Genomic DNA, 23,527 nt, shown 5'->3' with positions numbered 1-23,527 from the left:
GGTCATGGACATTCCCGAGCTCAATCGTGCCCTCTACGATCAGGTCATGGTCCCCAGTTACAATCCGCCCGCCGTGATGCCCGTTCGTGGCGAAGGTTCGCGGCTGTGGGATCAGCAGGGGCGGGAGTATGTGGATCTCGCCGGCGGAATCGCCGTCACGGCCCTCGGCCACGCCCACCCGAGGCTGGTGGCGGCGCTCACCGAGCAGGCCCAGCGGCTCTGGCACGTCTCTAACGTCCTCGCCACCGAGCCGGCGCTGGCGCTGGCGGCGCGGCTGACAGGGCTGACCTTCGCGGAACGGGTGTATTTCGCCAATTCCGGTGGCGAGGCCAACGAGGCGGCGTTGAAGCTCGCCCGCCGCTACGCCTATGACCGTGGTGAGCGGGGCCGCAGCGAGATCATCGCCTTCGGCCAGGCCTTCCACGGGCGGACGTTGTTCACCGTGACCGCCGGCGGCCAGCCCAAGTACACGGAGGGCTTCGGTCCCCTGCCCGGCGGCATCCGCCACCTTCCCTACAACGATGTCGAGGCCCTGGAGGCCGCCGTTAACCGTCATACCTGTGCCGTGCTCATGGAGCCGGTGCAGGGCGAGGGCGGCGTGGTGCCCGCCGACCCGGAGTTCGCCGCGGCCGCCCGGCGCCTATGCGATGCCCATGGCGCACTGCTCATCTTCGATGAGGTGCAGACCGGGGTGGGACGTACCGGCGATCTCTATGCCTACATGGGACTGGGCGTGGAGCCGGATATCCTCACCACCGCCAAGGCCCTCGGCAACGGCATCCCGGTGGCGGCCATGCTCACCCGTGGGGCCATCGCCGAGAGCTTTCAGCCCGGCACCCACGGCAGCACCTACGGCGGCAACCCCTTGGCCTGCGCCGTGGCCAGCGAGGTCATCGATATCGTCTCGGATCCCGAGGTCCTCGCGGGGGTTCGGGCGCGCTCGGAGCGCCTGCGTGACGGGCTTGCCACCATCGGTGCGCGTCACGGTTGCTTCGCCGAGGTCCGCGGCCGGGGGCTGCTGATCGGCGCCGAGCTGGCCGAGGCCTGGAAGGGAAGGGCCCGCGAGGTGCTGCAGGCGGCCATGGGGGAGGGCGTGATGACCCTGGTGGCGGGCCCTGACGTAATTCGACTGGCCCCGTCCCTGATCATCCCCGATGAGGATCTGGACGCGGGGCTGGAGCGACTGGAACGCGCCATCGCCGGCCTCGGGGATCGTTCATGAGCGAGGCCGGTGAGGCCGTGGTGGTGATCACCACCGGCGGCACCTTCGACAAGGTCTACTTCGATGCCGCCAGCGCCTATCGCGTGGGTGACCCCCAGGCGGTGCCGATCCTGGAGCAGGCGCGGGTGGGCCTGCCCTGGCGAGTGATCCCGCTCCTGGCGAAGGACAGCCTGGAGATGACCGACGCCGACCGCGAATGCATCCGTGAGGCCATCGCGGCGACCCCGGAGCGGCGCGTGGTCATCACCCACGGTACCGATACGCTGGTGAACACCGCCCGCTTCCTCGGCGACGGGGGCGGGCGCACCGTATGCCTGGTGGGGGCGATGCAGCCGGCACGGATGCGCGAGACGGATGCGTCGTTCAATCTCGGTTTTGCCCTGGCAGCGGTGCAGCTGTTGCCCCCCGGGGTGCACATCACTATGAACGGCCGGGTCCTTGCCCCGGAGACCGCTCGCAAGAACCGTAGCGCTGGCCGCTTCGACGTGGGGCCGCGCGGGGACTGAGCCCGCCGCTGACTGTATCCCGGGGGAACGAACCGTGGAATGGGCACTGGAGCCCCACTGGTACCTGGTGCTGGTCGCCGTCGCCTTCGCGGCGGGATGGCTGGACGCCATCGCCGGCGGCGGCGGGCTGATCGCCTTGCCGGCGTTGCTGCTGGCCGGTGTCCCGCCATTGGGGGCCCTGGCTACCAATAAGCTGCAGGGGGCGGTCGGGGCGATGACCGCAGCGGTGAGCTATGCCCGGGAGGGCTGGGTGGATCTGCGCTGGGCGGCCGGGCTCATCGTCGCCTCCTTCCTCGGCGCCAGCGCCGGAACCTGGCTGGTTCAGGGGATGGATACCAGCGTGGTCGAGCGGCTGTTGCCGTTGTTGCTTGCCGTGATGGTCCTCTACTTCGCGCTGTCGCCGCGGCTGAGCGACCTGGAGAGTGCGCCGCGCATGGGCCGGTGGGCCTACGGCCTCACCGCGGCCCCGGGGATCGCGTTCTATGACGGGTTTTTCGGTCCCGGGACGGGTTCATTCTTCACCGCCTCGGCGGTGGCCCTGCTCGGCGCCAGTGCGCGCCGCGCGGTGGCGCTGACCAAGGTCCTCAACGTGACCAGCAACATCGCCTCGCTGGCGCTGTTCGTCGCCGGTGGCCACATCCTCTGGGGCGTGGGGGCGGCGATGGTCGTCGGCCAGCTGGCTGGCGCTATCCTGGGGGCGCGGATGGCGATCCGCGGCGGCGTGGCGCTCATCCGGCCGCTGGTGATCCTCAGCTGCCTGGCGATGCTCACGCGCCTGCTCTGGGAGCAGTACCTGTGAAGGGGGGTTCGTGAGCGGGCAAGGCGACCTGCGCATCCTCGCGGGGGCTCGGGCGCTGGCGCACATCCGGCGCCACGGTCTCCGCGTGGACGACATCGCGGCGGTGGCCGCGGCCTCCGGTGGACCGAAGTGGTTCGCGGTGCACGGCCTCGACCGAGCCGTGTTCTCCGAGTTGCTGGATCAGGCAGCGCAGCGGGTGGCGCTGCTCGGGTCTTCCTCCGGGGCCTGGCGATTGGCCTGCGCCTGCCACCCGGACCGGGAGGCCGCCTATGCCCGCTTCGAGGGGGCCTACCGTGAGCAGCGCTACCCGCCCAAGCCGTCGCCGGCGTATATCTCGCGGGTGGCCCGCGAGACCCTGGCGGCGGTGTTCGTCGATGACAGGGACGCCGAGGTGCTCGCCAACCCGCGCCTGCCGTTGCACGTGGTGGTCACGCGGCTGCGCGGTCGCGGTGGCGGGATCACCCTGGCGGGTGCTGCGCTAGCCAATTTGGTCCACCGCCAGATGATGGGGTGGGCGGTGGAGCGGGTGGTCTTCCACAGTGGGGCCGCACCGACGCTGCGCTTCGGGGACGGCTTGCCGACCGGTTACTACCCCCTGACTGTCCGGAATCTACGCACCGTGTTGCTCGCCTCGGGTTCGATACCACGGCTCATGACACCGGTGAACCGAATCCCCGGGGCGCCGGATGGGGTATACGTGGACGGCGGGGTCACGGACTATCACTTCGACGATGGCTTTGATGCCGGCAGGGGGCTCACCGTCGTGCCCCACTTCTATCCGTACCTGGTGCCCGGTTGGTTCGACAAGCCGCTGCGGCGCCGATACAGCCGTGCCGCCCGGGATGGCTGGACGGTGGTGCTGGCCCCCGGCTCGCGGTTTCTCGAGCGCCTCCCCGGCGGTCGCATCCCCGATCGCCACGACTTCCTGCGCCTGGACGACGCCGAGCGCGAGCGCCGCTGGGTGCAGGTCGTCGCTGAGAGCCAGCGTCTCGGCGACGAGCTCCGGGAGCTCCTCGCCGCGGGCCGTGTGGCCGAGCGGACAGAGCCTCTCTAACGCGCTTGCACCAACAGCTCGATGAGCAACTCCTCGTAGATCGCCGACAGGGTCTCCAGGTCCTCGGCGGCGACGTGCTCGTCGATCTGGTGGATGCAGTGGTTGAGGGGGCCGAGCTCCACCACCTGCGCCCCCGTGGGGGCGATGAAGCGGCCATCGGAGGTGCCGCCGGCGGTGGAGGCCCGGGTGGCGCGGCCGGTGACCCGCGCGATGGCGTTTTCCGTCGCCTCCAGCAGCGGGCCGCGCTCGGTGAGGAAGGGCCGGGCGGAGAGCACCCACTCGATGTGGAAATCCAGGCCGTGCGTTGCTAGCACCGCCTCGGTGCGCTCGCGCAGCTCGGCCTCGGTGACCTCGCTGGAGTAGCGGAAGTTGAAGTCCACCTGCAGTGCGCCGGGGATGACATTGGTGGCGCCGGTGCCGCCACGGATGTTGGAGACCTGAAAGCTGGTCGGCGGAAAGGCGTCGTTGCCGCCATCCCATGCGGTGGTGGTGAGCTCGGCGAGGGCCGGTCCGAACTCGTGGATGGGGTTGCGCCCGCGCTCGGGATAGGCCACATGGCCCTGGCGGCCCCGGACGGTGAGGTGGCCGTGGAGGCTGCCGCGGCGGCCGATCTTTATGGTGTCTGCCACCAGGGCCTCGGAGCTGGGTTCGCCCACCAGGCAGTAGTCCATGCCCTCGCCGCGCTCGGTCAGTGCCTCCATCACCCGCCGGGTGCCGTTCACCGCCGGCCCTTCCTCGTCGCTGGTGAGCAGCAGCGCGATGCTGCCGTGGTGATCCGGATGATGGGCGAGGAAGCGCTCCACGGCGGTGACGAACGCGGCCACGCTGCCCTTCATGTCGGCGGTGCCGCGGCCGTAGAGCAGCCCCTCGTGGAGCGTGGCCTCGAAGGGCGGGCTCGACCACTCGGCCTCGGGGCCGGTAGGTACGACATCGGTGTGGCCGGCAAAGGCGAACACCGGGGCCGCCGCGCCCCGCCGGGCCCAGAGGTTGCTCACCTCGCCGAAGGCGAGGTGTTCGCAGGCGAAGCCGGCGCGGTCCAGGCGAGCGGCGAGCAGGGCCTGGCAGCCGGCGTCCTCCGGGGTCACCGATGGCCGGCGGATGAGCTCTTGGGCCAGCGCTAAGGTCTCGGACATCTCAGGGACGCAGCAGCTCGTTGAGGCCCACCTTCTCGCGGGTCTTGGCGTCCACCTGCTTGATGATCACGGCGCAGTAGAGGCTGTGGCTGCCGTCCTCGGCCGGGAGATTGCCCGGCACGACCACCGCCCCTGGTGGCACCTGCCCGTAGAGGACTTCGCCGGTCTCGCGATTGTAGATCTTGGTGCTCTGGCCGATGAACACGCCCATGGAGATCACCGCGCCCTCGCCAACGATCACCCCTTCGACGATCTCGGAGCGGGCGCCGATGAAGACGTTATCCTCGATGATGGTGGGGTTGGCTTGCAGCGGCTCGAGTACGCCGCCGATGCCGGCGCCGCCGGAGAGATGGACGTTGCGCCCGATCTGGGCGCAGGACCCCACCGTCGCCCAGGTGTCCACCATGGTGCCCTCGCCGACGTAGGCGCCAATATTCACGTAGGAGGGCATCAACACGGCGCCGGGGGCGATATAGCTGCCGCGCCGGGCCACTGCCGGCGGTACCACCCGTACCCCGGATTCCCGCAGCTCCGTGGGGTTGTAGTCGGCGAACTTCAGCGGGACCTTGTCGAAGTAGTTGGTCACGCCGTCACGCATCACCTGGTTGTCGTTGAGGCGGAAGGACAGCAGCACGGCCTTCTTCAGCCACTCGTTGACCTGCCATTCACCGCCGATCTTCTCGGCCACCCGCGCCTCGCCGCTGTCGAGCATGGCCAGCGCCCGGTCCACCGCCTCGCGCAGCTCGGGCATCCCGGCGCGGGGATGGATGTCGGCGCGGTTCTCGAAGGCGTTCTCGATGAGCGTCTTGAGCGTTTCCATGGGGTCTCCTTGGGGGTTGTCGGGGCTACACGCCGTCGGCGCGCGCCATGATATCGTCGTCGTCGACGATCTCCAGCAGCGCGCGCCGCAGGCGCTCCTGTTCGTCGCCGGTCAGCGGCGCGTTGTCCGGGCCGGTGATGAAGAATACGTCCTCGGCGCGCTCGCCGATGGTGGCGATCTTGGCGTTCTGCACGCGGATCCCGCAGCGGGCGAAGGTATAGCCCACCTGGGCGAGCAGACCGGGCTGGTCACCGGTGATCAGCTCCATGGCCGTGCGTTCGTTGTGCGGCTCCTCCGAGAAACTGATCTGGGTCTCTGTGCTGAAGTGGCGCAACCGCCGCGGCAGGGTACGTGCCGACGGCTCGGGCAGGCGGTCGCTGCAGGCCAGCGTAGCGGCAAGGTGTTCGGCGATCTCCGTACCCCGGTGTTGGCCACTGATGGGCCGGCCGTCGTCCTCGAGGACCAGGTAGCTGTCCAGGGTGTAGCCGTTCTCGGTGGTGATGATGCGGGCATCCTGGATGTTGAGCCGCAGCTGATCCAGTGCCGAGACCATGAGCGCGAAGATGTTGTCCCGGTCCCGGGTGTAGACGAACACCTCGGTGCCGCCCCGGGCGCTCTCCGGCTCGATGAGCACCAGCGGGCCCGCGCCGCTGCCGTGGGCATGGATGGCCGCGGTGTGCCAGGCGATCTCCTCGGCGCTGTAGCGCAGGAAGTAATCCGGCGTGAAATGCCGCCAGATCGAACGCACGGTCATGTGGTGCAGGCCCTGCTCGCGGAGCAGCCGCCGCGCCTGCTGCTGGGTCTCGCGGACCAGCTCGTCGCCGTCGATGGGGTTGCCGAGGCCGCGCCGGATGGCCCGCTTGGTCAGCTCATAGAGCTCGCGCAGCAACGACTCCCGCCAGGAGTTCCACAGCTTCGGGTCGGTGCCGCGGATATCGGCGACGGTGAGCAGATAGAGGTGATCGAGCCGCCGCTGATCGCCCACTTGGCGGGCGAACTCGTTGATCACCTGGGGGTCGGAGATGTCCTTGCGCTGGGCGGTCATGGACATCAACAGGTGGTTGCGCACCAGCCAGGCGACGAAACGGCTGTCGTAGCGTGACAGGCCGTGGTGGACGCAGAACTCGTAGGCGTCCTGCTCACCGAGCACGGAGTGGTCGCCGCCGCGGCCCTTGGCGATATCGTGGAACAGCCCCGCGAGGTAGAGCAGCTCCGGTTTGGGCAGGCGCTGGGCGATGCGGCTGCAGAATGGGAACTCGTGGGAGAACTCCGGCAGGAACAGCCGCCGGAGGTTGCGCACCACCATGAGGATATGGGTATCCACGGTGTAGACGTGGAACAGGTCGTACTGCATCCGGCCGGTGATCTGCCCGAAGGCCGGGATGTAGCGTCCGAGCACGCCGTAGCTGTGCATGCGCCGCAGCTCGTGGGTGATGCCCCGAGGCTGGCGCATGATCTCCATGAACAGGCTGCGCGCGCGAAGGTCGTTGCGGAAGCGTTCGTCGATGCGGTCACGATGCTCGCGGATCAGCCGCACGGTGGCCGCGCGCACGCCCTTGATTTCCGGGTCCTGCTGCAACAGCAGGAAGATCTCGAGCAGCGCGAAGGGGTAGCGGCGGAAGACGCTGGCGTGGGTGACCTCGATGAAGCCGCGCTTGACCTGGAAGCGCTTGTTCAGCAGTCGCGGCGGCTCGTCGACGTCGGCGTAGAGGATGGCCTCCTGGTAGAGCTGCAGCAGCATCTCGTTCAAGCGGTTCAACCGCATGATGGTGCGGTAGTAGCGCTGCATGAACTGCTCCACCGCCAGGGTGTGCTCGGCGTCCTTATAGCCGAACTGCTCGGCGAGCCGGAGCTGGTAGTCGAACAGCAGGCGGTCCTCGCGCCGTCCGGCGAGCACGTGCAGCGCGAAGCGCACATCCCAGAGGAAGTGCTGGCCCTGGACGAGATCCCGGTGCTCTTCTTCGGTGAGGAAGCCCTTGCGCACCAGATCATAGAGGGTGTCGGCGTTGAGATGGCGTTTCGCCACCCAACCCACCATGTGGATGTCCCGTAGCCCGCCGGGGCTCTCCTTGATGTTGGGCTCGAGGTTGTAGGCGGTGTCGTGGTACTTCTGGTGGCGCGCCTGTTGCTCCGCCCACTTGGCCTCGAAGAACACCCGGCTCGGCCAGATGTGGGCCGGCCCGGTAGCCTCTTCCATGGCCTCGTAGAGCTCGTGATTGCCGGAGAGCAGCCGGGATTCGATGAGGTTGGTGGCCACCGTGATGTCGGCGCTGGCATTGGTCACGCACTCGGCGACCGTGCGCACGCTGTGTCCCACCTCGAGGCCGATGTCCCAGAGCATGGTGACCAGCTCCTGTATCGCCTCGTCAAAGCAGCTCTCATCGCCGTTATCGGGCAGCAGGACCATGAGATCGGTATCGGAGCCGGGGTGGAGCTCGCCGCGGCCGTAGCCACCCACCGCCACCAGCGCGGCCTCCGCACCGAGGGTGCCCATGGTGCGGTCCCAGACCCGGGTGACGACGCAGTCCACCACCTGCGCGCGCAGGGGCACGAGCTCGGCGGCTGGCGTGCCCTCGAGGAAGCGCGCCTGGAGGGTGCGGTCGGCCTCCTCCAGGGCCCGGCGTAGCAACGGCACCGGGCGCTCGCCGCGGATCAGGGCCGTGTCCAGCGACTCGGTGTCGAGGAGCTGGCGATCGCGTCGGACCGATTCCGGTGTGTACATGCCGTCAGTCGCGGTAGGCGTCGCTGTGGGTGAGCACCTCGTAGCCCTCCGGTGTCACCAGGATGGTGTGTTCCCACTGCGCCGAGAGGCTGTGGTCCTTGGTGACCGCCGTCCAGCCGTCCTTCAGGATGCGGCTCTCGGGACGGCCGATGTTGATCATCGGCTCGATGGTAAAGGTCATCCCCTCGGCGAGCTCCATGCCCGTTCCGGCGCGCCCGTAGTGGAGCACCTGTGGGTCCTCGTGGAAACCGCGGCCGATCCCATGGCCGCAGAACTCGCGCACCACCGAGCAGCCCTCGCCCTCGGCCAGGGTCTGGATGGCGTGGCCGATGTCGCCGAGCCGGGCGCCGGGCCGAACCTGGTGGATGCCCGCCCACATGGCGCGGTAGGCCACGTCGCAGATCCGTCGGCCCTGCACGGTGGGCTCGCCGACGCAGAACATGCGGCTGGTGTCCCCGTGGTAGCCGTCCTTGATGACGGTGATGTCGATATTGATGATGTCGCCGCGCTTGAGCTTCTTGGGCCCCGGGATGCCGTGGCAGATCACGTGGTTGACCGACGTGCACACGGACTTGGGGAAGCCCCGATAGTTCAGTGGTGCGGGAATGGCGTCCTGCTCGTTGACGATGTGCTCGTGGCAGATGCGGTCCAGCTCCTCGGTGGTCACACCGGGGCGGACATGGGGGGTGACGACGTCCAGCACCTCAGCGGCGAGGCGGCCGGCGACGCGCATCTTCTCGATCTCCTCGGGGGTCTTGATGGTTACGGACATGAACAACCTTGGTGGCGTGGGCGGGTTGGGGTCATGGGCAGCCGCGGGGCGGGGCGGTACAGCGGCCCCGTCTGCATGACAGTCGACGGCGGTTATGGTATAAATCGCGCGCTTCCAAGGCAACGACGGTACCCGCTTGTGCCGTCGCCCGCGGAAGGGGCTGCCGCACCCATGCGGCGATTCATCAAACCACACATGCACCGTCACGTGCGGCCGGGTGTCCCGGCGCCGAAGGCAGCGGGATTGCCGCATGAGGGTGCATGGAGGCGTAACCCGCAGGAGAAACCATCATGGCGAATGTGACCATGCGCGAGATGCTCGAGGCCGGTGTGCACTTCGGGCATCAGACCCGCTACTGGGACCCGAAGATGGCGCCGTACATCTTCGGTGAGCGCAACAAGATCCACATCATCAATCTCGAAAAGACCCAGCCGCTGTACCAGGACGCCCTGAATTTCATGGGGCGGCTGACGGGCAACGGCGGCCGTATCCTGTTCGTGGGCACCAAGCGCTCGGCACGCGAAGCGGTGAAAGAAGAGGCCGAGCGCTGCAGCATGCCCTATGTGAACCATCGCTGGCTCGGCGGCATGCTCACCAACTTCCGCACCGTCAAGCGCTCGATCCGCCGGTTCAAGGACCTCCAGCAGCAGGAGCAGGACGGCACCTTCGACAAGCTCGGCAAGCGCGAGGTCCTGTCCCTGCGCCGCGAGCGCGACAAGCTCGAGCGCGCCTTCGGCGGCATTGTCGACATGGATGCCCTGCCGGACGCGCTGTTCGTCATCGACGTGGGCTACGAGAACATCGCCATCAAGGAGGCGAAGAAGCTCGATATCCCCGTGGTCGGCGTGGTGGACACGAACAACTCACCGCGGGAGGTGGACTACGTCATCCCCGGCAACGATGACGCCTATCGGGCCATCCGGCTGTATCTGCGCGGTGTTGCGGACGCCATCAATGATGCGCGCATGGCCACCACGCAGCCCGGTGCGGGCGCGGAAGACGAGTTCGTGGAGGTCCGGGAGGCCGCGGAGAGCGCAGAGGAGACCGCCCAGAAGGCGGAATGATTCCGGCGGGCCCGCGCAACCCGCGGGCCCGGCGTCCATCGAATACGGAAGGAAGGTACAACTGCAATGGCGATTTCCGCTCAACTGGTGAAGCAGCTGCGCGAGCGCACGGGCGCGGGCATGATGGAGTGCAAGAAGGCCCTGGTGGAGGCCGACGGTGATATCGACGCCGCCGTGGAGGTGATGCGCAAGCGAGGCCTGGCCAAGGCCGACAAGAAGGCCGAGCGCGTCGCCGCCGAGGGCGCCATCGTCGTCGCCGAGAGTGACGACGGCCGTCGCGGTGCCATGGTCGAGGTCAACAGCGAGACCGATTTCGTCGCCGCTGGCGATGACTTCAAGGACTTCGCCAACACCGTCGCCCGGCGGGTGCTCGACGACAACCCGGCGGATCTCGAGGCGCTGATGGCGCTGAAGCTCGATGGCGGTGATGATATCGAGACCACCCAGAAGGCGCTGATCGCAAAGATCGGTGAGAACATTCAGGTGCGGCGGTTCGTGCGTTACGAGACCACCGGGGTGCTCGCGAGCTACCTGCACGGCAGCCGCATCGGTGTGATGGTGGAGCTCGAGGGCGGTGACGAGGCCCTCGCCCGGGATCTGTGCATGCACATCGCGGCGAGTAATCCGGTCCACATCTCCCCCGACGACGTTGCCGCGGAGACGGTCGACAAGGAGCGGGAGATCCTTGTCGAGCAGGCGAAGGATTCCGGCAAACCTGCGGAGATCGTCGAGAAGATGGTCGAGGGCCGGCTGCGCAAGTGGCTCGGCGAGATCACCCTGCTCGGCCAGCCTTTCGTCAAGGATCCTGACCAGACCGTCGGTAAGCTCCTTGAGTCCAAGGGGGCCCGCGTGGTCCATTTCACTCGCTTTGAGGTGGGCGAGGGCAAGGAGAAGAAGCAGGAGAACTTCGCCGAGGAGGTTGCCGCCCAGGTGAAGGGCTCCTGAAGACCAAGGCCGACGTCGAGCGGACCCACCCTCCGGTCGAAGGAGCCCGAGCATGAACGATCCACGCTACCGTCGCGTCCTTATCAAGCTCAGCGGCGAGAGCCTGTTGGGCAACGAGGCCTACGGCATCGATCCGAAGGTCACCTCGCGGCTTGCGCGGGAGCTCGGGGAGCTGGTGGCGCGGGGGGTGCAGGTGGCGCTGGTGATCGGCGGGGGCAACATATTTCGTGGCGCCGGCCTTGCCGCCGCCGGCATGGACCGGGTCACCGGTGACCACATGGGCATGCTGGCGACAGTGATGAATGCCCTGGCCCTCCAGGACGCCCTGGAGCGGGCCGGGGTCTTCTCGCGGGTGATGTCGGCGATCAAGATCAATCAGGTCTGCGAGGACTACATTCGCCGGCGGGCCATCCGGCACCTGGAGAAGGGCCGGGTGGTGATCTTCGCCGCCGGTACCGGTAACCCGTTCTTCACCACCGATTCCGCCGCCAGTCTGCGGGCGGTGGAGATCAACGCGGACATCATGCTCAAGGCGACCAAGGTGGACGGCGTCTATTCGGCGGACCCGGTCAAGGATCCGGCGGCGGTGCGCTACCGGCGCCTTACCTATGACGAGGTCATCGAGCGCAAGCTCAACGTCATGGACGCTACCGCCATCGTCATGTGTCGCGACCAGAACATGCCCATCATGGTATTCGATATCACGCGCGAGGGCGGGCTCGTCGGGGCCGTCGAGGGTCGTGACATCGGCACGGTCGTGGAAAGGGGATAAGACCATGATCGAAGAGATCAAGAAGGATGCGGATCAACGCATGGCGCGGAGTGTGGAGAACCTCAACCAGGATTTCCATAAGATCCGCACGGGGCGCGCGCATACCAGCCTGCTCGACCACATCACCGTCTCGTACTACGGTGCCCAGGTGCCGCTGAATCAGGTGGCGAACGTGACCGTGGGGGATGCGCGGACGTTGGTGGTCACCCCCTACGAGAAGAACATGATCCAGCCCGTTGAAAAGGCGATCATGGAGTCGGACCTGGGGCTGACACCGAACTCCGCCGGGGCGGTGATCCGCATCCCGTTGCCCGCCCTCACCGAGGAACGGCGCAAGGACCTGATCAAGGTGGTCCGGGGGGAGGCGGAACAGGCACGCGTGGCCATCCGCAATATACGGCGGGATGCCAACGGCGACCTCAAATCCCTCGCCAAGGAGAAGGAGATCACCGAGGACGATCGCAAGCACGGGGAGGACGAGATCCAGAAGATCACCGACCGTCGCATCGCCGAGGTGGACCAGCTCCTCAAGGACAAGGAAGCGGAGCTCATGGAGATCTGATCCCGGATCGGGTACCGGGGTCGCTGCCGGGCAGCGACCCCGGCGTGCCGAAGGCGGTCTGGGTCCGCCCCTGCCGTCCCCCGACCGTGGAGAGGACATGACAGCCGCAGAGCCCGATTCGGACAAGCCCAGGTCGGACGCGAAACTGCCCCGCCACCTGGCCGTGATCATGGACGGAAACGGCCGCTGGGCCTACCGACGCAATCGCCCACGCCACCACGGACACCGTGCCGGCGCCGAGGCGGCACGCCGCGTGGTCCAGGGCTGTATTGACCGGGGTATCCCTTCCGTCACCCTGTTCGCCTTCAGTAGTGAGAATTGGCGCCGTCCGCCCGCGGAGGTGCGCATGCTCATGGAGTTGTTCCTGCGGGCACTGGAGCGCGAGACCGGCCGGCTGGCCGATAGCGGTGTGCGGTTGCGGTTCATTGGCGATCATCGGCGGCTCTCCGGGGCGCTGCACGAGCGGATGCTGGAGGCCGAGCGGCGTACGGCGGACAACCGGTGCCTGGCGCTGAATGTGGCCGTCGGCTACGGCGGCCGCTGGGACATCGTCCAGGCGGCGCAGGCCCTCGCGCGGGAGGTCGCCGAGGGGGCGCGCCCGCCGGATTCCCTGGATGATAACGCCCTGGCCGAACGGCTCAGCCTGGCCGGGCAGCCCGACCCGGACCTGTTCATCCGAACCGGCGGCGAGCGCCGTATCAGCAACTTCCTCATCTGGCAGCTGGCCTACACGGAGCTGTATTTCACCGATCTGCTGTGGCCGGATTTCGACGCCGTCGAACTCGACCGGGCCCTGGAGTGGTTCGCCAATCGGGAGCGGCGTTTCGGTATGACCACCGGGCAGATGGGACGTAACGACGGTGCTTAGGACGCGCATCATCACCGCGGTGGTGTTGTTGCCACTGGTGGTCTACCTGGTGTGGTGGGCGCCGCCGTGGGGGCTGGCCCTGGGGCTGGCGGTGGTCGTCGCGGCCGGTGGCTGGGAATGGTCGCAGCTGGCCGGTCTCTCGAACCCTTGGGTGCGGGGCGCCTACGCGGTGGGCTGTGCCGTCGGGACCCTCGGGCTCGCCTGGTATGTCCTTGGCCCCGGTGTAGGCTTGTTGCTGCTGACGGCGGCGGCCGCCTGGTGGCTGGTCCCCGGCCTGCGCATTGCGCGGTTTGCCTCCAGCGGCGGACGGCAGCGGCCACTGCCCTGGCTGGATGGTCTCGGCGGCGTGATCACGTTGCTGACCGCCGCCGCCGCCATGCTGGCGGTTCATCGCTTCCCCCTCGGCCCGCTCTGGCTTACGGTGCTGTTCCTGTTGGTGTGGGGTGCCGATATCGGCGGCTATTTCGCCGGCCGACGATGGGGACGGCGGCGCCTGGCACCGGCACTGAGTCCGGGCAAGACCTGGGCCGGGGCCGCCGGCGGGCTGGTTCTCGGGCTTGTGGCCGCGGCCCTCGCCCTGGCGGTCGCCACATGGATGGGGGCCTCGTTCGCGGTATTCTGGGGGGCCGGGCTGTTGCTCGGCGTCGTCACCATTGCCATGAGCGTTATCGGAGACCTGTTCGAGAGCATGCTCAAGCGCCAGCGCGGCCTAAAGGACAGCGGGCAGCTGCTACCAGGACATGGGGGGATACTGGACCGTATCGATGCCTTGGTGGCGGCGGCACCGGTGTTCGCCCTGGGGCTCGCCCTGATCGGGGGTGGTGCCGATGCCTGAGATCGTCGTCCTCGGCGCCACCGGTTCCATTGGTGACAGCGTCCTCGACGTGGTCGCCCGCCACCCCGCGCGTTTTCCGGTACATGCGTTGACGGCATGGCGCAACGTCGAGGCGATGGAGCGGCTGTGCCGGCGCCATCAACCGCGGGTGGCGGCAATGGCGGACCCGGATGCCGCCGCGGCGCTGCGCCGGGCCTTGCGTGACGAGCCGGTGGCCGTGCTCGGCGGCGAGGACGGGGTGGTCGAGGCCGTAGAGGCCGCCCCCCGCGGGGTGGTGATCTCCGCCATCGTGGGGGCGGCGGGCCTGGCGCCGACCATGGCCGCTGTCGCCGGCGGCCATCGGGTGTTGCTGGCCAACAAGGAGTCCCTGGTGGTGGCCGGCCCGCTGCTGCTGGAGGCGGCCGAGCGCGGCGGTGCCGAGTTGCTGCCCGTCGACAGTGAGCACAATGCCATCTTCCAGTGCCTGCCGCCGGGCTTCCAGCGCGGCGCGGCGGCGGCGCACGGGGTCCGACGGGTGCTGCTCACCGCCTCCGGCGGGCCGTTCCGTGCCCATAGCGTGGAGAGCCTGGACGGGGTTACACCGGAGCAGGCCTGCGCCCACCCGAACTGGCAGATGGGGCGCAAGATCTCGGTGGATTCCGCTACCATGATGAACAAGGGGCTGGAGTACATCGAGGCCTGCCTCCTGTTCGGCCTGCAGCCCGAGGCGGTGGAGGTGGTCATCCACCCTCAGAGCGTGATCCACTCCCTGGTCGAGTACGTGGATGGTTCGGTCCTCGCGCAGCTGGGCAACCCGGATATGCGCACGCCCATCGCCCATGCCCTGGCTGCCCCGGAGCGCATCGATGCCGGCGTCACGCCGCTGGATCTTTTCAGCGTGGCGCGCCTGGATTTCGAGCCGCCGGACGGTGAACGCTTTCCCTGCCTGGGGCTGGCCCGTGCGGCCCTGGTGGAAGGTGGCAGTGCGCCGGCCGTCCTCAATGCCGCCAACGAGGTCGCGGTGGCGGCCTTCCTGGAGGGGCGCCTTGGCTTTACCGGGATCGCGGAGGTGATCGCCGCCACCCTGGACGCGCTGCCCTCGGAGCCCGTGTCCTCGCTGGCGCAGGTGATGGACAGCGACCGGCTCGCCCGCGAGCAAGCCGGCCGCATCGTCAACGACGCAGGAGGGCGCCCGTGAGCGTGCTCACCAATATCATTGCCTTCATCGTGGCCCTGGGGCTGCTGGTCACCGTCCACGAGTTCGGCCACTTCTGGGTGGCGCGGCGGCTCGGGGTCAAGGTGCTGCGCTTCTCCGTGGGCTTCGGTCGGGTGATCTGGCGCCGACAGGGGGCGGACGGCACCGAGTATGCCCTCTCCGCGATCCCCCTGGGCGGCTACGTGAAGATGCTCGACGAGCGCGAGGAGGATGTACCGGAGCACGAGCGTCACCGGGCGTTCAACCGCAAGCCCCTGTGGGTCCGCAATGCCATCCTCTTCGCCGGGCCGGGCTTCAACTTCCTCTTTGCCGTGGTGGCCTACTGGGCGATGTTCGTCATCGGCACCACCGAGCTCAAGCCCGTGCTCGGCGACATCGCCCCCGAAAGCGCCGCCGCGGCGGCCGGTCTCGAACGAGGTGACCGGATTCGCGCAGTGGCCGGCGAACCCACCGCCACCTGGGACGACGTGCTCATGCAGTTGCTCTCCGAGGGTCCGGGTAATCGGGCCCTGGCATTGACGGTGGAGACCCCGGAGGGGCGTGAGCAGGAGCGCTTCCTCGACGTGGCCTCCATTGGCGCCTTCGGCGAGGAGCCGGACGTGCTCGGCGCGCTCGGTATCCGGCCGTGGCGGCCCGAGGTCGAGCCGGTGATCGCCGAGCTGATGCCCGACGGGCCAGCGGCGCGGGCGGGGCTGGCGGCCGGTGATGAGATCATCGCGGTGGACGATCAGCCGGTGGGGCAGTGGCGGGCGCTGGTGGAGTACGTGCGGGCCCGTCCCGGCGAGGAAGTGGCATTCACCGTGCGCCGGGATGGCGGCGAGCGGCGCCTCGAGGCGGTGCTCGAATCCGTCGCCGGCCCCGACGGGCCCATCGGGCGCCTGGGGGTGTCGCCGCGATTCGACCGTTCCGCCCTGGAGGGGATGCAGCAGACGGTGCAGTACGGTCCCCTGGCCGCAGTGGCCGAAGCCACCGGCGCCACCTGGGAGGCGGGCGTGGTTACGCTCAAGATGCTGGTGCGCATGGTCACCGGCGAGGCGTCGGTGAAGAACTTGAGCGGACCCATCAATATCGCTCAGTATGCGGGGCAGTCCGCCGAGCTGGGTGTGGTACCGTTTCTCCGGTTCCTCGCCATCGTCAGCATCAGCCTTGGGATACTGAACCTGCTTCCGGTTCCGGTGCTCGACGGTGGTCACCTGCTGTTCAACGGCATCGAGTGGGTCCGGGGGCGGCCCCTGTCGGAAGCCGCGCAGGTGGCCGGGCAGCAGATCGGGCTGCTGCTACTGGGGTTGCTCATGGCGCTGGCCTTCTATAACGACATCGCCCGACTGATCGGGCCGAGCGGATAAGGAATCGACAGGCGAATGCGTAGATCGCTGGTTGCACTCGCGTTTTCCCTCGCCGTAGCGCCGGTGGCGGCCATGGAGCCGTTCCAGGTGGAGGACATTCGGGTGGAGGGGCTGCGTCGCATCTCCGCGGGGACGGTGTTCAACTACCTCCCGGTGCAGGTCGGTGACCGGATCAGTGAGGAGCAGGTGGGTCGGGCGATCCGTTCGCTCTATGACACCGGATTCTTCCAGGACGTGACCCTGCGGCGCGACGGCGATGTGTTGGTGGTAGAGGCCGTGGAGCGTCCCGCCATTGCCCGCATCGAGCTGCACGGCAACAACGAGGTCGGCGATGACGATCTCCTCGCGGGGCTGGAGGGTGCAGGGCTCGCCGAGGGTCAGACCCTGGACCGGGCCCTGCTCGCCCGGGTGGAGCGTGAGCTTCGCCAGCAGTATTTCTCCCTCGGCCACTATGACGTGCAGGTCGACAGTACCGTCTCGCCGCTGCCGCGCAACCGCGTAAGCGTGCGCCTCGACATCCGTGAGGGGGAACCGGCGGCGGTTCAGGAGATCCAGTTCGTCGGCAATGAGCGCTTCGATGACGACGACCTGCGTGATGCCTTCGAGATGGGTCCGGTGCCGTGGTACCGCTTCTTCTCGGATGCCGACCGGTACTCCCGCCAACGCCTGGCCGGTGACCTCGAGCGGCTGCGTTCCTTCTACCAGGATCGGGGCTTCGTCAACTTCACCATTACCTCGACCCAGGTCTCGATCAGCCCGGATCGCCGGCGCATTCACGTAACGGTCAATCTCGATGAGGGCGAGCAGTTCCGTGCCGGCGAAGTCTCGCTCGCCGGTGACCTGGTCTACTCGGAGGAGGAGCTGCGGGATGTGGTCGCCCTGGAGCCGGGTACCCTGTATTCCCGCTCCGCCGTGGTGGAGACCTCCGAGGCGTTCCGGGACAAGCTCGGCGAGCGCGGCTACGCCTTCGCCAACGTCAATGCCGTGCCGGAGGTCAACGAGGAGGAGGGCACGGTGGATGTGACCTTCTTCGTCGATCCCGCGGAGCGGGTGTACGTGCGCCGGATCAACATATCCGGCAACGAGCGCACCCGTGACGACGTCATCCGCCGGGAGCTGCGTCAGTACGAAGGGGCCTGGCTGTCCACCGAGGACGTCGCCGAATCCCGCCGGCGCCTGGACCGGCTTGGTTTCTTTGACAACGTGAATATCGAGACGCCCCGCGTCCCCGGCAGTCAGGACCAGGTGGACGTGGATGTCTCGGTGCAGGAGCGGCTGTCCGGCAGCATCCGCGCCGGCATCGGCTACGGCACGGACCAGGGACTGCTGCTGAACTTCGGCGTCGAGCAGGATAACGTCTTCGGCTCCGGCGACCGGCTCGCGTTCAACGCCAACAACGATGACGCCAATACCGTGTACCGGCTTTCCTATCTGGACCGGTATCACACCCTTTCGGGTATTGACCGCAACATCAGCCTGGCCTATCGGGACACCGATGCCGACGAGGCGGATCTCTCGGAGTTCGGCATCAAGAGCATGACCGGCACCTACGGTTATCGGGTCCCGGTGACCGGCAACGACACCATCGGTGCCGATATCGAGGTGGAGGACCTAGAGCTCGAACTCAACCAGGAGCCCACGGAGATCCAGCAGGCTTTCGTTGACCGCAACGGGACCACCAACACCACCTATCGCATAGCGCTGTCCTGGAACCGGGACTCCCGGGACCGGGCGATCTTCCCCAGCGAGGGGAGCCAGCAGCGGCTGAGCCTGACCACCGCCATCCCCGGCAGTGACCTGGAGTACTACCGTGCCACCTACAGGCACCAGCGTTATGCCGCCATCGCCGATTGGCTGACCCTGGCGATGGAGGGGTCACTCGCCTATGGCGACAGCTTCGGGGGCACCGAGCGGCTGCCGTTCTTCGAGAACTTCTACGCCGGCGGCAACAACTCGGTGCGCGGCTTCTCCAGCAACTCCCTCGGCCCCCGTGACGAGAACGACGATCCGGTGGGCGGTAACTTCCGCGCCTTGGGCTCCGTGGAGCTGCGCGTACCGCCGCCCGGGGACGGCGACAGCGATATCCGCTTCACGACCTTCGTGGATGGTGGCCAGGTCTACAATACCTATGATCAGGATGTGGATGCCGGCGCCATACGCTACGCTGCTGGTCTCGGCATGATCTGGTACTCCCCGGTGGGCCCGCTGAGCATGAGTGTGGCCTACCCACTGAACGACGAATCCGGCGATGACACACAGTTCTTCCAGTTCTCCCTGGGCACATTCTTCTGACGGCCTGTCCCGCCCGCGCCTGGGGTGGTGGCTCGTTGCGGCAATGGCAGCGGTGCTGGCATTGGCCGGCGGCACGTCGGCGGCCGCCGAGGAGCTCCGTATCGGCTTCGTGAATCCGGGCAAGGTCTCCTCGGAGGCCCCCCAGGCCGACGCCGCACGACGCAAGCTCGAGGAGGAGTTCGAACCGCGTGACCAGGAGATTGTGGCCATGCAGGAGGAGCTCCAGCGCCTCGAGGAACGCATGCAGGGGCGTTCGCTGGAGATGAGCGAATCCGAGCGCCAGGCGTTGCAGCGGGAGGTCGTCGGCCTGCGCCGGGATATCCAGCGCACCCAGGACGCGTTCCGGGAGGACTTCAACATGCGGCGCAACGAGGAGCTCGGCGCACTGCAGCGACGGATCCTGCAGACCGTGAGCGAATATGCCGACTCCGAGGGCTATGACCTGGTAGTCAGTGACGGCGTGATCTACGCCAGTGACGCGGTGGACATCACCGACCGCATCATCGAGCGCCTGCGACGGGAGTTCGAACGCAACCAGCAGGGCGGCTGACGCCCCGCGCCGGAAGAAGAGGTTCCAGGTGGAGCAGGGGATACCCCTACAGGATCTTGCCGAGCGGATCGGCTGTGAGTTGATCGGCGACGGCGCCGCGCGGGTCCGGGCGGTAGCGCCGTTGACGACTGGCACGCCGGGTGCGGTCAGTTTCCTGTCCGATTCCCGCCTGCGTCAGGAACTCGCGACCACCCGTGCGACGGCGGTAATACTGCGACGGCGGGATGCCGAGGGGCTGCATACCGCGGCGCTGCTCAGCGACCATCCCCACCTTGCCTTCGCGCGCGCCGCGCAGGTGTTGCATCCGGAGCCGGCCCACCCGGCAGGGGCGCAGCCCGGTTCCCATGTCGCCGCGGACGCGGTGCTGGAAGAGACCGCCCATGTGGCGCCGGGGGCGGTGGTCGCGGCTGGCGCGCGGGTGGGGGCCCGTTCGGTCATCGAGGCCAACGCGGTGGTGGGCGAGGGCAGCCGCGTCGGTGCGGACTGCCGGATCCGGGCGTGCGCGGTGATCTATCCCGGCGCGGTGATCGGCGACCGAGTCATCATCCACGGCGGGGCGGTCGTGGGTGCGGATGGCTTCGGCTATGCCCGGGATGGGGAGCGCTGGGAGAAGGTGCCCCAGATCGGCCGGGTGGTCATCGGTGACGACGTGGAGATCGGCGCCAATGCGACCGTCGACCGCGGGGCCCTGGAGGACACCGTCATCGAGGACGGCGTCAAGATCGACAACCTCGTCCAGGTCGCGCATAACTGCCGCATCGGGGCGCACTCCGCCATGGCCGGCTGCTCGGCGGTCGCGGGCAGTACGCGGCTTGGCCGCGGGGTGAGCGTCGCCGGCGGTGCCGGGATCGCCGGGCACCTTGAGATCGCCGACGGGAGCGTATTGACCGCCATGGCGCGGATCACCCACGACATCCGCGAGGCGGACGCCTACGCCTCGGGTACACCCATGGCACCCGCCCGGCAGTGGCGGCGCAATGCGGCACGTTTCAACCAGCTCGACAGTATGGCGCGGCGGCTGCGCGAGCTCGAGCGCCGGCTGGAAAACGCCGAATCCCAACAACGGAAGAACCATGACTGACAACGACACGTGCGAGGGTATGGATACCCACCGAATCAAGAACTACCTCCCCCACCGCTATCCGTTCCTGCTGGTGGACCGGGTGGTCGCGTGCCGCCCCGGCGAGTCCATAGAGGCGGTGAAGAACGTGACCGCCAACGAGCCCTTCTTCCAGGGGCATTTCCCCCAGCGCGCGGTTATGCCCGGGGTGCTGATCCTCGAGGCGCTGGCCCAGGCCTGCGGGTTGCTGGCCTTCCGCACCCGGGAGATGCAGCCCGACGAGGAGCAGCCGGACGATTCCAAGCTCTTCTACCTGGTCGGCATCGACAAGGCGAAGTTTAAGCGGCCCGTGGAGCCGGGCGACCAGCTACGGCTCGCGGCACGGTTCAACCGCAACATGCGTGGTATCTGGATGTTCGCCGTGGAGGCGCGGGTGGACGGGGCGGTGGCGGTCAGCGCCGAGATCCGGTGCACGATGAGGGAAGTGTGAGCGAGGTCCACCCAACCGCTGTCATCGATCCCTCGGCAACGGTAGCCGATGGAGTCCACGTCGGCGCCTATAGCATCATCGGTGCGGAGGTTTCGATCGGCGCCGGTAGCTGGGTGGGGCCCCACGTGGTCATCCAGGGACCCACCCGCATCGGCGCGGACAATCGCATCTTCCAGTTCGCCTCGGTGGGCGAGCAACCCCAGGACAAGAAGTTCCGCGGCGAGCTTACCTACCTCGAGATCGGGGACGGCAACACCATACGCGAGTTTGTCACCATCAACCGCGGTACCGGCGATGGCGGCGGGGTCACCCGTATCGGTGACGACAACTGGATCATGGCCTATTGCCATATCGCCCACGACTGCCTGATCGGCAGCCATACGGTGTTCGCCAACAACGCCTCGCTGGCAGGGCATGTGGAGGTTGCCGACCATGTGATCCTCGGCGGTTTCTCCCTGGTGCACCAATTCTGCCGGCTCGGGGCATACTCGTTCCTGGCCTTCGGCGCCCACGTGGACCGGGACGTCCCCCCCTACGTGATGGCGGCGGGTCAACGGGCGACGCCGCGGGGGTTGAACCTGGAGGGCCTGCGCCGTCACGGCTTCAGCCGCCATGAGATCCGCGAGCTCAAGGAGGCATACCGTGTCCTCTATCGCTCGGGGCTGCGGGTCGAGGAGGCCGCCGCGGAGCTCGCCGATCGAACGGATCCAGCCGTGGCGGCGCTCGCGACGTTTGTGCGTGCCAGCCATCGGGGCATCATCCGCTGACCATGCAGCGGGTGGCGTTGGTGGCGGGGGAGCTGTCCGGGGACCTGCTCGGCGCGGGGCTCATGCGGGAGCTGGCGCATCGCCATCCGGGGATTCGCTTCGAGGGCATCGGTGGTCCGGCGATGCGGGGGGAGGGGCTGGAGGGTCTCTATCCGCTGGAGATCCTCTCGGTGATGGGGCTGGTGGAGGTGATCCGGCACCTACCCCGGCTGGTCGGGGTACGGCGCGCACTGCTGCGGCGGTGGCGGGCGGATCCGCCGGATGTCTTCATCGGCATCGATGCCCCGGACTTCAACCTGGGGCTGGAGCGGCGGCTGCGGGAGCACGGCGTGCATACCGTGCATTATGTCAGCCCAACGGTATGGGCCTGGCGCCAGGGGCGGGTGCGCGGTATCGCCCGTTCGGTGGATCGGATGCTCACCCTGCTGCCCTTCGAGGCGGCCTTTTACGAGGCCCGGGGGGTGCCGGTGAGCTTTGTCGGCCACCCGGCCGCGGACCGTTTCGATCTCGTGCCGGATGTAGGGGGCTATCGGGAGACGGTGGGGATGAGCGGGAATGATCGCATCCTTACCGTGCTCCCCGGCAGCCGGGCCGGAGAGGTAGCACGCCTCGGACCGGCCTTCGCCGGGGCCGTGGCCGTGCTGCTTGCCCGGCACCCGGGTCTGCGGGTGCTGGCACCCATGGCCACGCCGGCGTTGGCGGAATACTTTCGTGGGATGCTCGCCGAACGGGGGGTTGAGACGGCGGTTACCCTGCTGGAGGGGTGCTCCGCGGAGGCGATGGGGGCGGCGGATGTCGTGCTGACCGCCTCGGGTACGGCGACCTTGGAGGCGATGCTGCTCAAGCGCCCGATGGTCGTGGCCTACGCGGTGGCCCCGGCCACCGCCTGGCTGGTGCGCCGGCTGGGGTTGCTGCACACTCCCTATTTCGCCCTGCCCAACCTGCTCGCCGGCGAGGGGCTGGTCCCGGAGCTCATCCAGGAAGCGGTAACGCCCGATGCGTTGGCGGCGGCCGTGGAGGAGCTGCTGGAGGACCAGGACCGGGCGGCGACCATCCGGGCGCGTTTCACCGCGCTGCACGAGGCGCTCCGCCAGGACGCGGACCGCCGCGCCGCAGAGGCGGTCGAGGCCGTGGTGGGATGAGCGCCGGATACCCTGTCGCCGGGGTCGACGAGGTCGGCCGCGGGCCCCTGGCCGGTCCCGTGGTCGCCGCCGCCGTGATCCTCCCGCCGGCGGGCGTCGCGGGTGTCGCCGACTCCAAGCGCCTGACGGCGCGGCGCCGGGCGACGCTCGCCGTACGCATACGCGACGAGGCCGTCGCCTGGGCCCTGGGCCGCGCCGAGGTGGCGGAGATCGACTCTGTGAATATCCGCGAGGCCACCTTCCTGGCCATGGCGCGGGCGGTGGCCGCGCTTCCCTGGGTGCCCGCCCTGGTGCTGGTCGACGGGCGCGACTGCCCCGAGCTCGGCTGCCCGACACGGGCAGTGATTGGCGGTGATGCTAGCGAGCCGGCCATCGCCGCCGCCTCCATCGTCGCGAAGCAGGCCCGGGATGCCGAGCTCATCGCCGCCGACCGGCGTTATCCGGGCTACGGATTCGCCGGCCATAAGGGCTACGGCACCCGCGAGCACCTGGAGGCGCTGGCCCGATTGGGGCCCTGTCCGCTGCATCGGCACTCCTTTCGTCCGGTCCGTGAGGCGGCACGATTGGTGGCCGACGGTGCGGCCCAGTAGACTGAGGGGCTGCGGCGAGCA

Annotated in this window: 23 protein-coding genes; 19 read left to right on the top strand and 4 right to left on the bottom strand. The window is 68.3% G+C overall.

Translation table 11 applies throughout. The features are described from left to right. Positions 1-4 precede the first annotated feature (4 nt). The 4 genes from ACQ754_RS03620 to ACQ754_RS03605 are packed head-to-tail and all read left to right on the top strand — an operon-like array spanning position 5 to position 3,581. Positions 5-1,222 (top strand): aspartate aminotransferase family protein, encoded by a 1,218-nt coding sequence (locus tag ACQ754_RS03620; protein WP_440995621.1) that lies wholly within the window; start codon positions 5-7, stop codon positions 1,220-1,222. Beyond that, on the top strand, positions 1,219-1,728 hold the full coding sequence (locus ACQ754_RS03615) for an asparaginase domain-containing protein (RefSeq protein ID WP_440995620.1): 510 nt from the start codon (positions 1,219-1,221) through the stop codon (positions 1,726-1,728). Before ACQ754_RS03620 ends, ACQ754_RS03615 begins: the two co-directional genes overlap by 4 nt. Before the next feature lie 34 nt (positions 1,729-1,762). Next, positions 1,763-2,527, top strand: a complete 765-nt coding sequence (locus tag ACQ754_RS03610) for a TSUP family transporter (RefSeq protein ID WP_440995619.1) — start codon at positions 1,763-1,765, stop codon at positions 2,525-2,527. 10 nt (positions 2,528-2,537) lie between these two features. Next, positions 2,538-3,581 (top strand): patatin-like phospholipase family protein, encoded by a 1,044-nt coding sequence (locus tag ACQ754_RS03605; RefSeq protein ID WP_440995618.1) that lies wholly within the window; start codon positions 2,538-2,540, stop codon positions 3,579-3,581. On the opposite strand, the gene dapE is transcribed toward ACQ754_RS03605, so the two are convergent. From dapE to map, 4 genes are read right to left on the bottom strand one after another with little or no spacing between them, the layout of a single operon-like run. Continuing rightward, positions 3,578-4,714: a succinyl-diaminopimelate desuccinylase gene (gene dapE / locus ACQ754_RS03600; RefSeq protein WP_440995617.1), complete on the bottom strand. Its 1,137-nt coding sequence runs from the start codon at positions 4,712-4,714 to the stop codon at positions 3,578-3,580. The two genes, ACQ754_RS03605 and dapE, sit on opposite strands and share 4 nt — an antisense overlap. Position 4,715: 1 nt before the next feature. Next, positions 4,716-5,534, bottom strand: a complete 819-nt coding sequence (gene dapD / locus ACQ754_RS03595) for a 2,3,4,5-tetrahydropyridine-2,6-dicarboxylate N-succinyltransferase (RefSeq protein ID WP_440995616.1) — start codon at positions 5,532-5,534, stop codon at positions 4,716-4,718. Between the two features lie 25 nt (positions 5,535-5,559). Continuing rightward, positions 5,560-8,256: a [protein-PII] uridylyltransferase gene (gene glnD / locus ACQ754_RS03590; RefSeq protein WP_440995615.1), complete on the bottom strand. Its 2,697-nt coding sequence runs from the start codon at positions 8,254-8,256 to the stop codon at positions 5,560-5,562. A gap of 4 nt (positions 8,257-8,260) precedes the next feature. After that, positions 8,261-9,028, bottom strand: coding sequence for a type I methionyl aminopeptidase (gene map / locus ACQ754_RS03585; RefSeq protein ID WP_440995614.1), 768 nt, complete (start codon positions 9,026-9,028; stop codon positions 8,261-8,263). Positions 9,029-9,318: 290 nt separating this feature from the next. Between map and rpsB the strand changes: the two genes are divergently transcribed. From rpsB to ACQ754_RS03510, 15 genes are all read left to right on the top strand, one after another. Next, the gene (gene rpsB, locus ACQ754_RS03580; protein ID WP_440995613.1) at positions 9,319-10,092 is read left to right on the top strand and encodes a 30S ribosomal protein S2; all 774 of its coding nucleotides are present in this window, start codon (positions 9,319-9,321) and stop codon (positions 10,090-10,092) included. Positions 10,093-10,158: 66 nt separating this feature from the next. After that, positions 10,159-11,037 carry a translation elongation factor Ts gene (gene tsf, locus ACQ754_RS03575; RefSeq protein WP_440995612.1) on the top strand — a complete coding sequence of 293 codons (879 nt, stop codon included), beginning with the start codon at positions 10,159-10,161 and terminating at the stop codon, positions 11,035-11,037. Between the two features lie 52 nt (positions 11,038-11,089). Further along, the gene (gene pyrH / locus ACQ754_RS03570; RefSeq protein ID WP_440995611.1) at positions 11,090-11,809 is read left to right on the top strand and encodes a UMP kinase; all 720 of its coding nucleotides are present in this window, start codon (positions 11,090-11,092) and stop codon (positions 11,807-11,809) included. A 4-nt stretch (positions 11,810-11,813) separates the two neighbouring features. Beyond that, positions 11,814-12,371 (top strand): ribosome recycling factor, encoded by a 558-nt coding sequence (gene frr, locus ACQ754_RS03565; protein WP_440995610.1) that lies wholly within the window; start codon positions 11,814-11,816, stop codon positions 12,369-12,371. A gap of 97 nt (positions 12,372-12,468) precedes the next feature. Then, a complete protein-coding gene (gene uppS, locus ACQ754_RS03560) occupies positions 12,469-13,239 on the top strand; it encodes a polyprenyl diphosphate synthase (protein ID WP_440995609.1) in 771 nt (256 codons plus the stop codon). Further along, positions 13,232-14,074: a phosphatidate cytidylyltransferase gene (locus ACQ754_RS03555; RefSeq protein ID WP_440995608.1), complete on the top strand. Its 843-nt coding sequence runs from the start codon at positions 13,232-13,234 to the stop codon at positions 14,072-14,074. Before uppS ends, ACQ754_RS03555 begins: the two co-directional genes overlap by 8 nt. After that, positions 14,067-15,251 carry a 1-deoxy-D-xylulose-5-phosphate reductoisomerase gene (locus tag ACQ754_RS03550; RefSeq protein ID WP_440995607.1) on the top strand — a complete coding sequence of 395 codons (1,185 nt, stop codon included), beginning with the start codon at positions 14,067-14,069 and terminating at the stop codon, positions 15,249-15,251. The genes ACQ754_RS03555 and ACQ754_RS03550 overlap by 8 nt, the downstream gene beginning before the upstream one ends. Then, positions 15,248-16,615 (top strand): RIP metalloprotease RseP, encoded by a 1,368-nt coding sequence (gene rseP, locus ACQ754_RS03545; RefSeq protein ID WP_440995606.1) that lies wholly within the window; start codon positions 15,248-15,250, stop codon positions 16,613-16,615. The genes ACQ754_RS03550 and rseP overlap by 4 nt, the downstream gene beginning before the upstream one ends. 15 nt (positions 16,616-16,630) lie before the next feature. Next, positions 16,631-18,907 (top strand): outer membrane protein assembly factor BamA, encoded by a 2,277-nt coding sequence (bamA, locus tag ACQ754_RS03540; RefSeq protein ID WP_440995605.1) that lies wholly within the window; start codon positions 16,631-16,633, stop codon positions 18,905-18,907. A 43-nt stretch (positions 18,908-18,950) separates the two neighbouring features. Then, positions 18,951-19,457, top strand: a complete 507-nt coding sequence (locus tag ACQ754_RS03535) for an OmpH family outer membrane protein (RefSeq protein ID WP_440995604.1) — start codon at positions 18,951-18,953, stop codon at positions 19,455-19,457. A 28-nt stretch (positions 19,458-19,485) separates the two neighbouring features. Beyond that, the gene (gene lpxD, locus ACQ754_RS03530; protein WP_440995603.1) at positions 19,486-20,538 is read left to right on the top strand and encodes a UDP-3-O-(3-hydroxymyristoyl)glucosamine N-acyltransferase; all 1,053 of its coding nucleotides are present in this window, start codon (positions 19,486-19,488) and stop codon (positions 20,536-20,538) included. Then, positions 20,531-21,007 carry a 3-hydroxyacyl-ACP dehydratase FabZ gene (fabZ, locus tag ACQ754_RS03525; RefSeq protein WP_440995602.1) on the top strand — a complete coding sequence of 159 codons (477 nt, stop codon included), beginning with the start codon at positions 20,531-20,533 and terminating at the stop codon, positions 21,005-21,007. Before lpxD ends, fabZ begins: the two co-directional genes overlap by 8 nt. Further along, on the top strand, positions 21,004-21,774 hold the full coding sequence (gene lpxA / locus ACQ754_RS03520; RefSeq protein WP_440995601.1) for an acyl-ACP--UDP-N-acetylglucosamine O-acyltransferase: 771 nt from the start codon (positions 21,004-21,006) through the stop codon (positions 21,772-21,774). Before fabZ ends, lpxA begins: the two co-directional genes overlap by 4 nt. Before the next feature lie 20 nt (positions 21,775-21,794). Next, entirely contained in the window at positions 21,795-22,916 is a 1,122-nt protein-coding gene (gene lpxB, locus ACQ754_RS03515) for a lipid-A-disaccharide synthase (protein ID WP_440995600.1), read from the top strand. After that, positions 22,913-23,506: a ribonuclease HII gene (locus ACQ754_RS03510; protein ID WP_440995599.1), complete on the top strand. Its 594-nt coding sequence runs from the start codon at positions 22,913-22,915 to the stop codon at positions 23,504-23,506. The genes lpxB and ACQ754_RS03510 overlap by 4 nt, the downstream gene beginning before the upstream one ends. Positions 23,507-23,527 lie beyond the last annotated feature (21 nt).

Source organism: Arhodomonas sp. SL1 (assembly GCF_052060015.1).
Taxonomy (GTDB): Bacteria; Pseudomonadota; Gammaproteobacteria; order Nitrococcales; family Nitrococcaceae; genus Arhodomonas.
This window is presented reverse-complemented; position numbering and strand designations above follow the sequence as displayed.

Excerpts from the sequence above, each read along its gene's own strand:
- ACQ754_RS03620 (WP_440995621.1), top strand. The coding sequence starts at position 5 with ATGGACATTCCCGAGCTCAATCGTGCCCTCTACGATCAGGTCATGGTC.
- ACQ754_RS03615 (WP_440995620.1), top strand. The coding sequence starts at position 1,219 with ATGAGCGAGGCCGGTGAGGCCGTGGTGGTGATCACCACCGGCGGCACC.
- dapE (WP_440995617.1), bottom strand. The coding sequence starts at position 4,714 with ATGTCCGAGACCTTAGCGCTGGCCCAAGAGCTCATCCGCCGGCCATCG.
- dapD (WP_440995616.1), bottom strand. The coding sequence starts at position 5,534 with ATGGAAACGCTCAAGACGCTCATCGAGAACGCCTTCGAGAACCGCGCC.
- glnD (WP_440995615.1), bottom strand. The coding sequence starts at position 8,256 with ATGTACACACCGGAATCGGTCCGACGCGATCGCCAGCTCCTCGACACC.
- map (WP_440995614.1), bottom strand. The coding sequence starts at position 9,028 with ATGTCCGTAACCATCAAGACCCCCGAGGAGATCGAGAAGATGCGCGTC.
- rpsB (WP_440995613.1), top strand. The coding sequence starts at position 9,319 with ATGGCGAATGTGACCATGCGCGAGATGCTCGAGGCCGGTGTGCACTTC.
- tsf (WP_440995612.1), top strand. The coding sequence starts at position 10,159 with ATGGCGATTTCCGCTCAACTGGTGAAGCAGCTGCGCGAGCGCACGGGC.
- pyrH (WP_440995611.1), top strand. The coding sequence starts at position 11,090 with ATGAACGATCCACGCTACCGTCGCGTCCTTATCAAGCTCAGCGGCGAG.
- frr (WP_440995610.1), top strand. The coding sequence starts at position 11,814 with ATGATCGAAGAGATCAAGAAGGATGCGGATCAACGCATGGCGCGGAGT.
- uppS (WP_440995609.1), top strand. The coding sequence starts at position 12,469 with ATGACAGCCGCAGAGCCCGATTCGGACAAGCCCAGGTCGGACGCGAAA.
- ACQ754_RS03550 (WP_440995607.1), top strand. The coding sequence starts at position 14,067 with ATGCCTGAGATCGTCGTCCTCGGCGCCACCGGTTCCATTGGTGACAGC.
- bamA (WP_440995605.1), top strand. The coding sequence starts at position 16,631 with ATGCGTAGATCGCTGGTTGCACTCGCGTTTTCCCTCGCCGTAGCGCCG.
- ACQ754_RS03535 (WP_440995604.1), top strand. The coding sequence starts at position 18,951 with ATGGCAGCGGTGCTGGCATTGGCCGGCGGCACGTCGGCGGCCGCCGAG.
- fabZ (WP_440995602.1), top strand. The coding sequence starts at position 20,531 with ATGACTGACAACGACACGTGCGAGGGTATGGATACCCACCGAATCAAG.
- ACQ754_RS03510 (WP_440995599.1), top strand. The coding sequence starts at position 22,913 with ATGAGCGCCGGATACCCTGTCGCCGGGGTCGACGAGGTCGGCCGCGGG.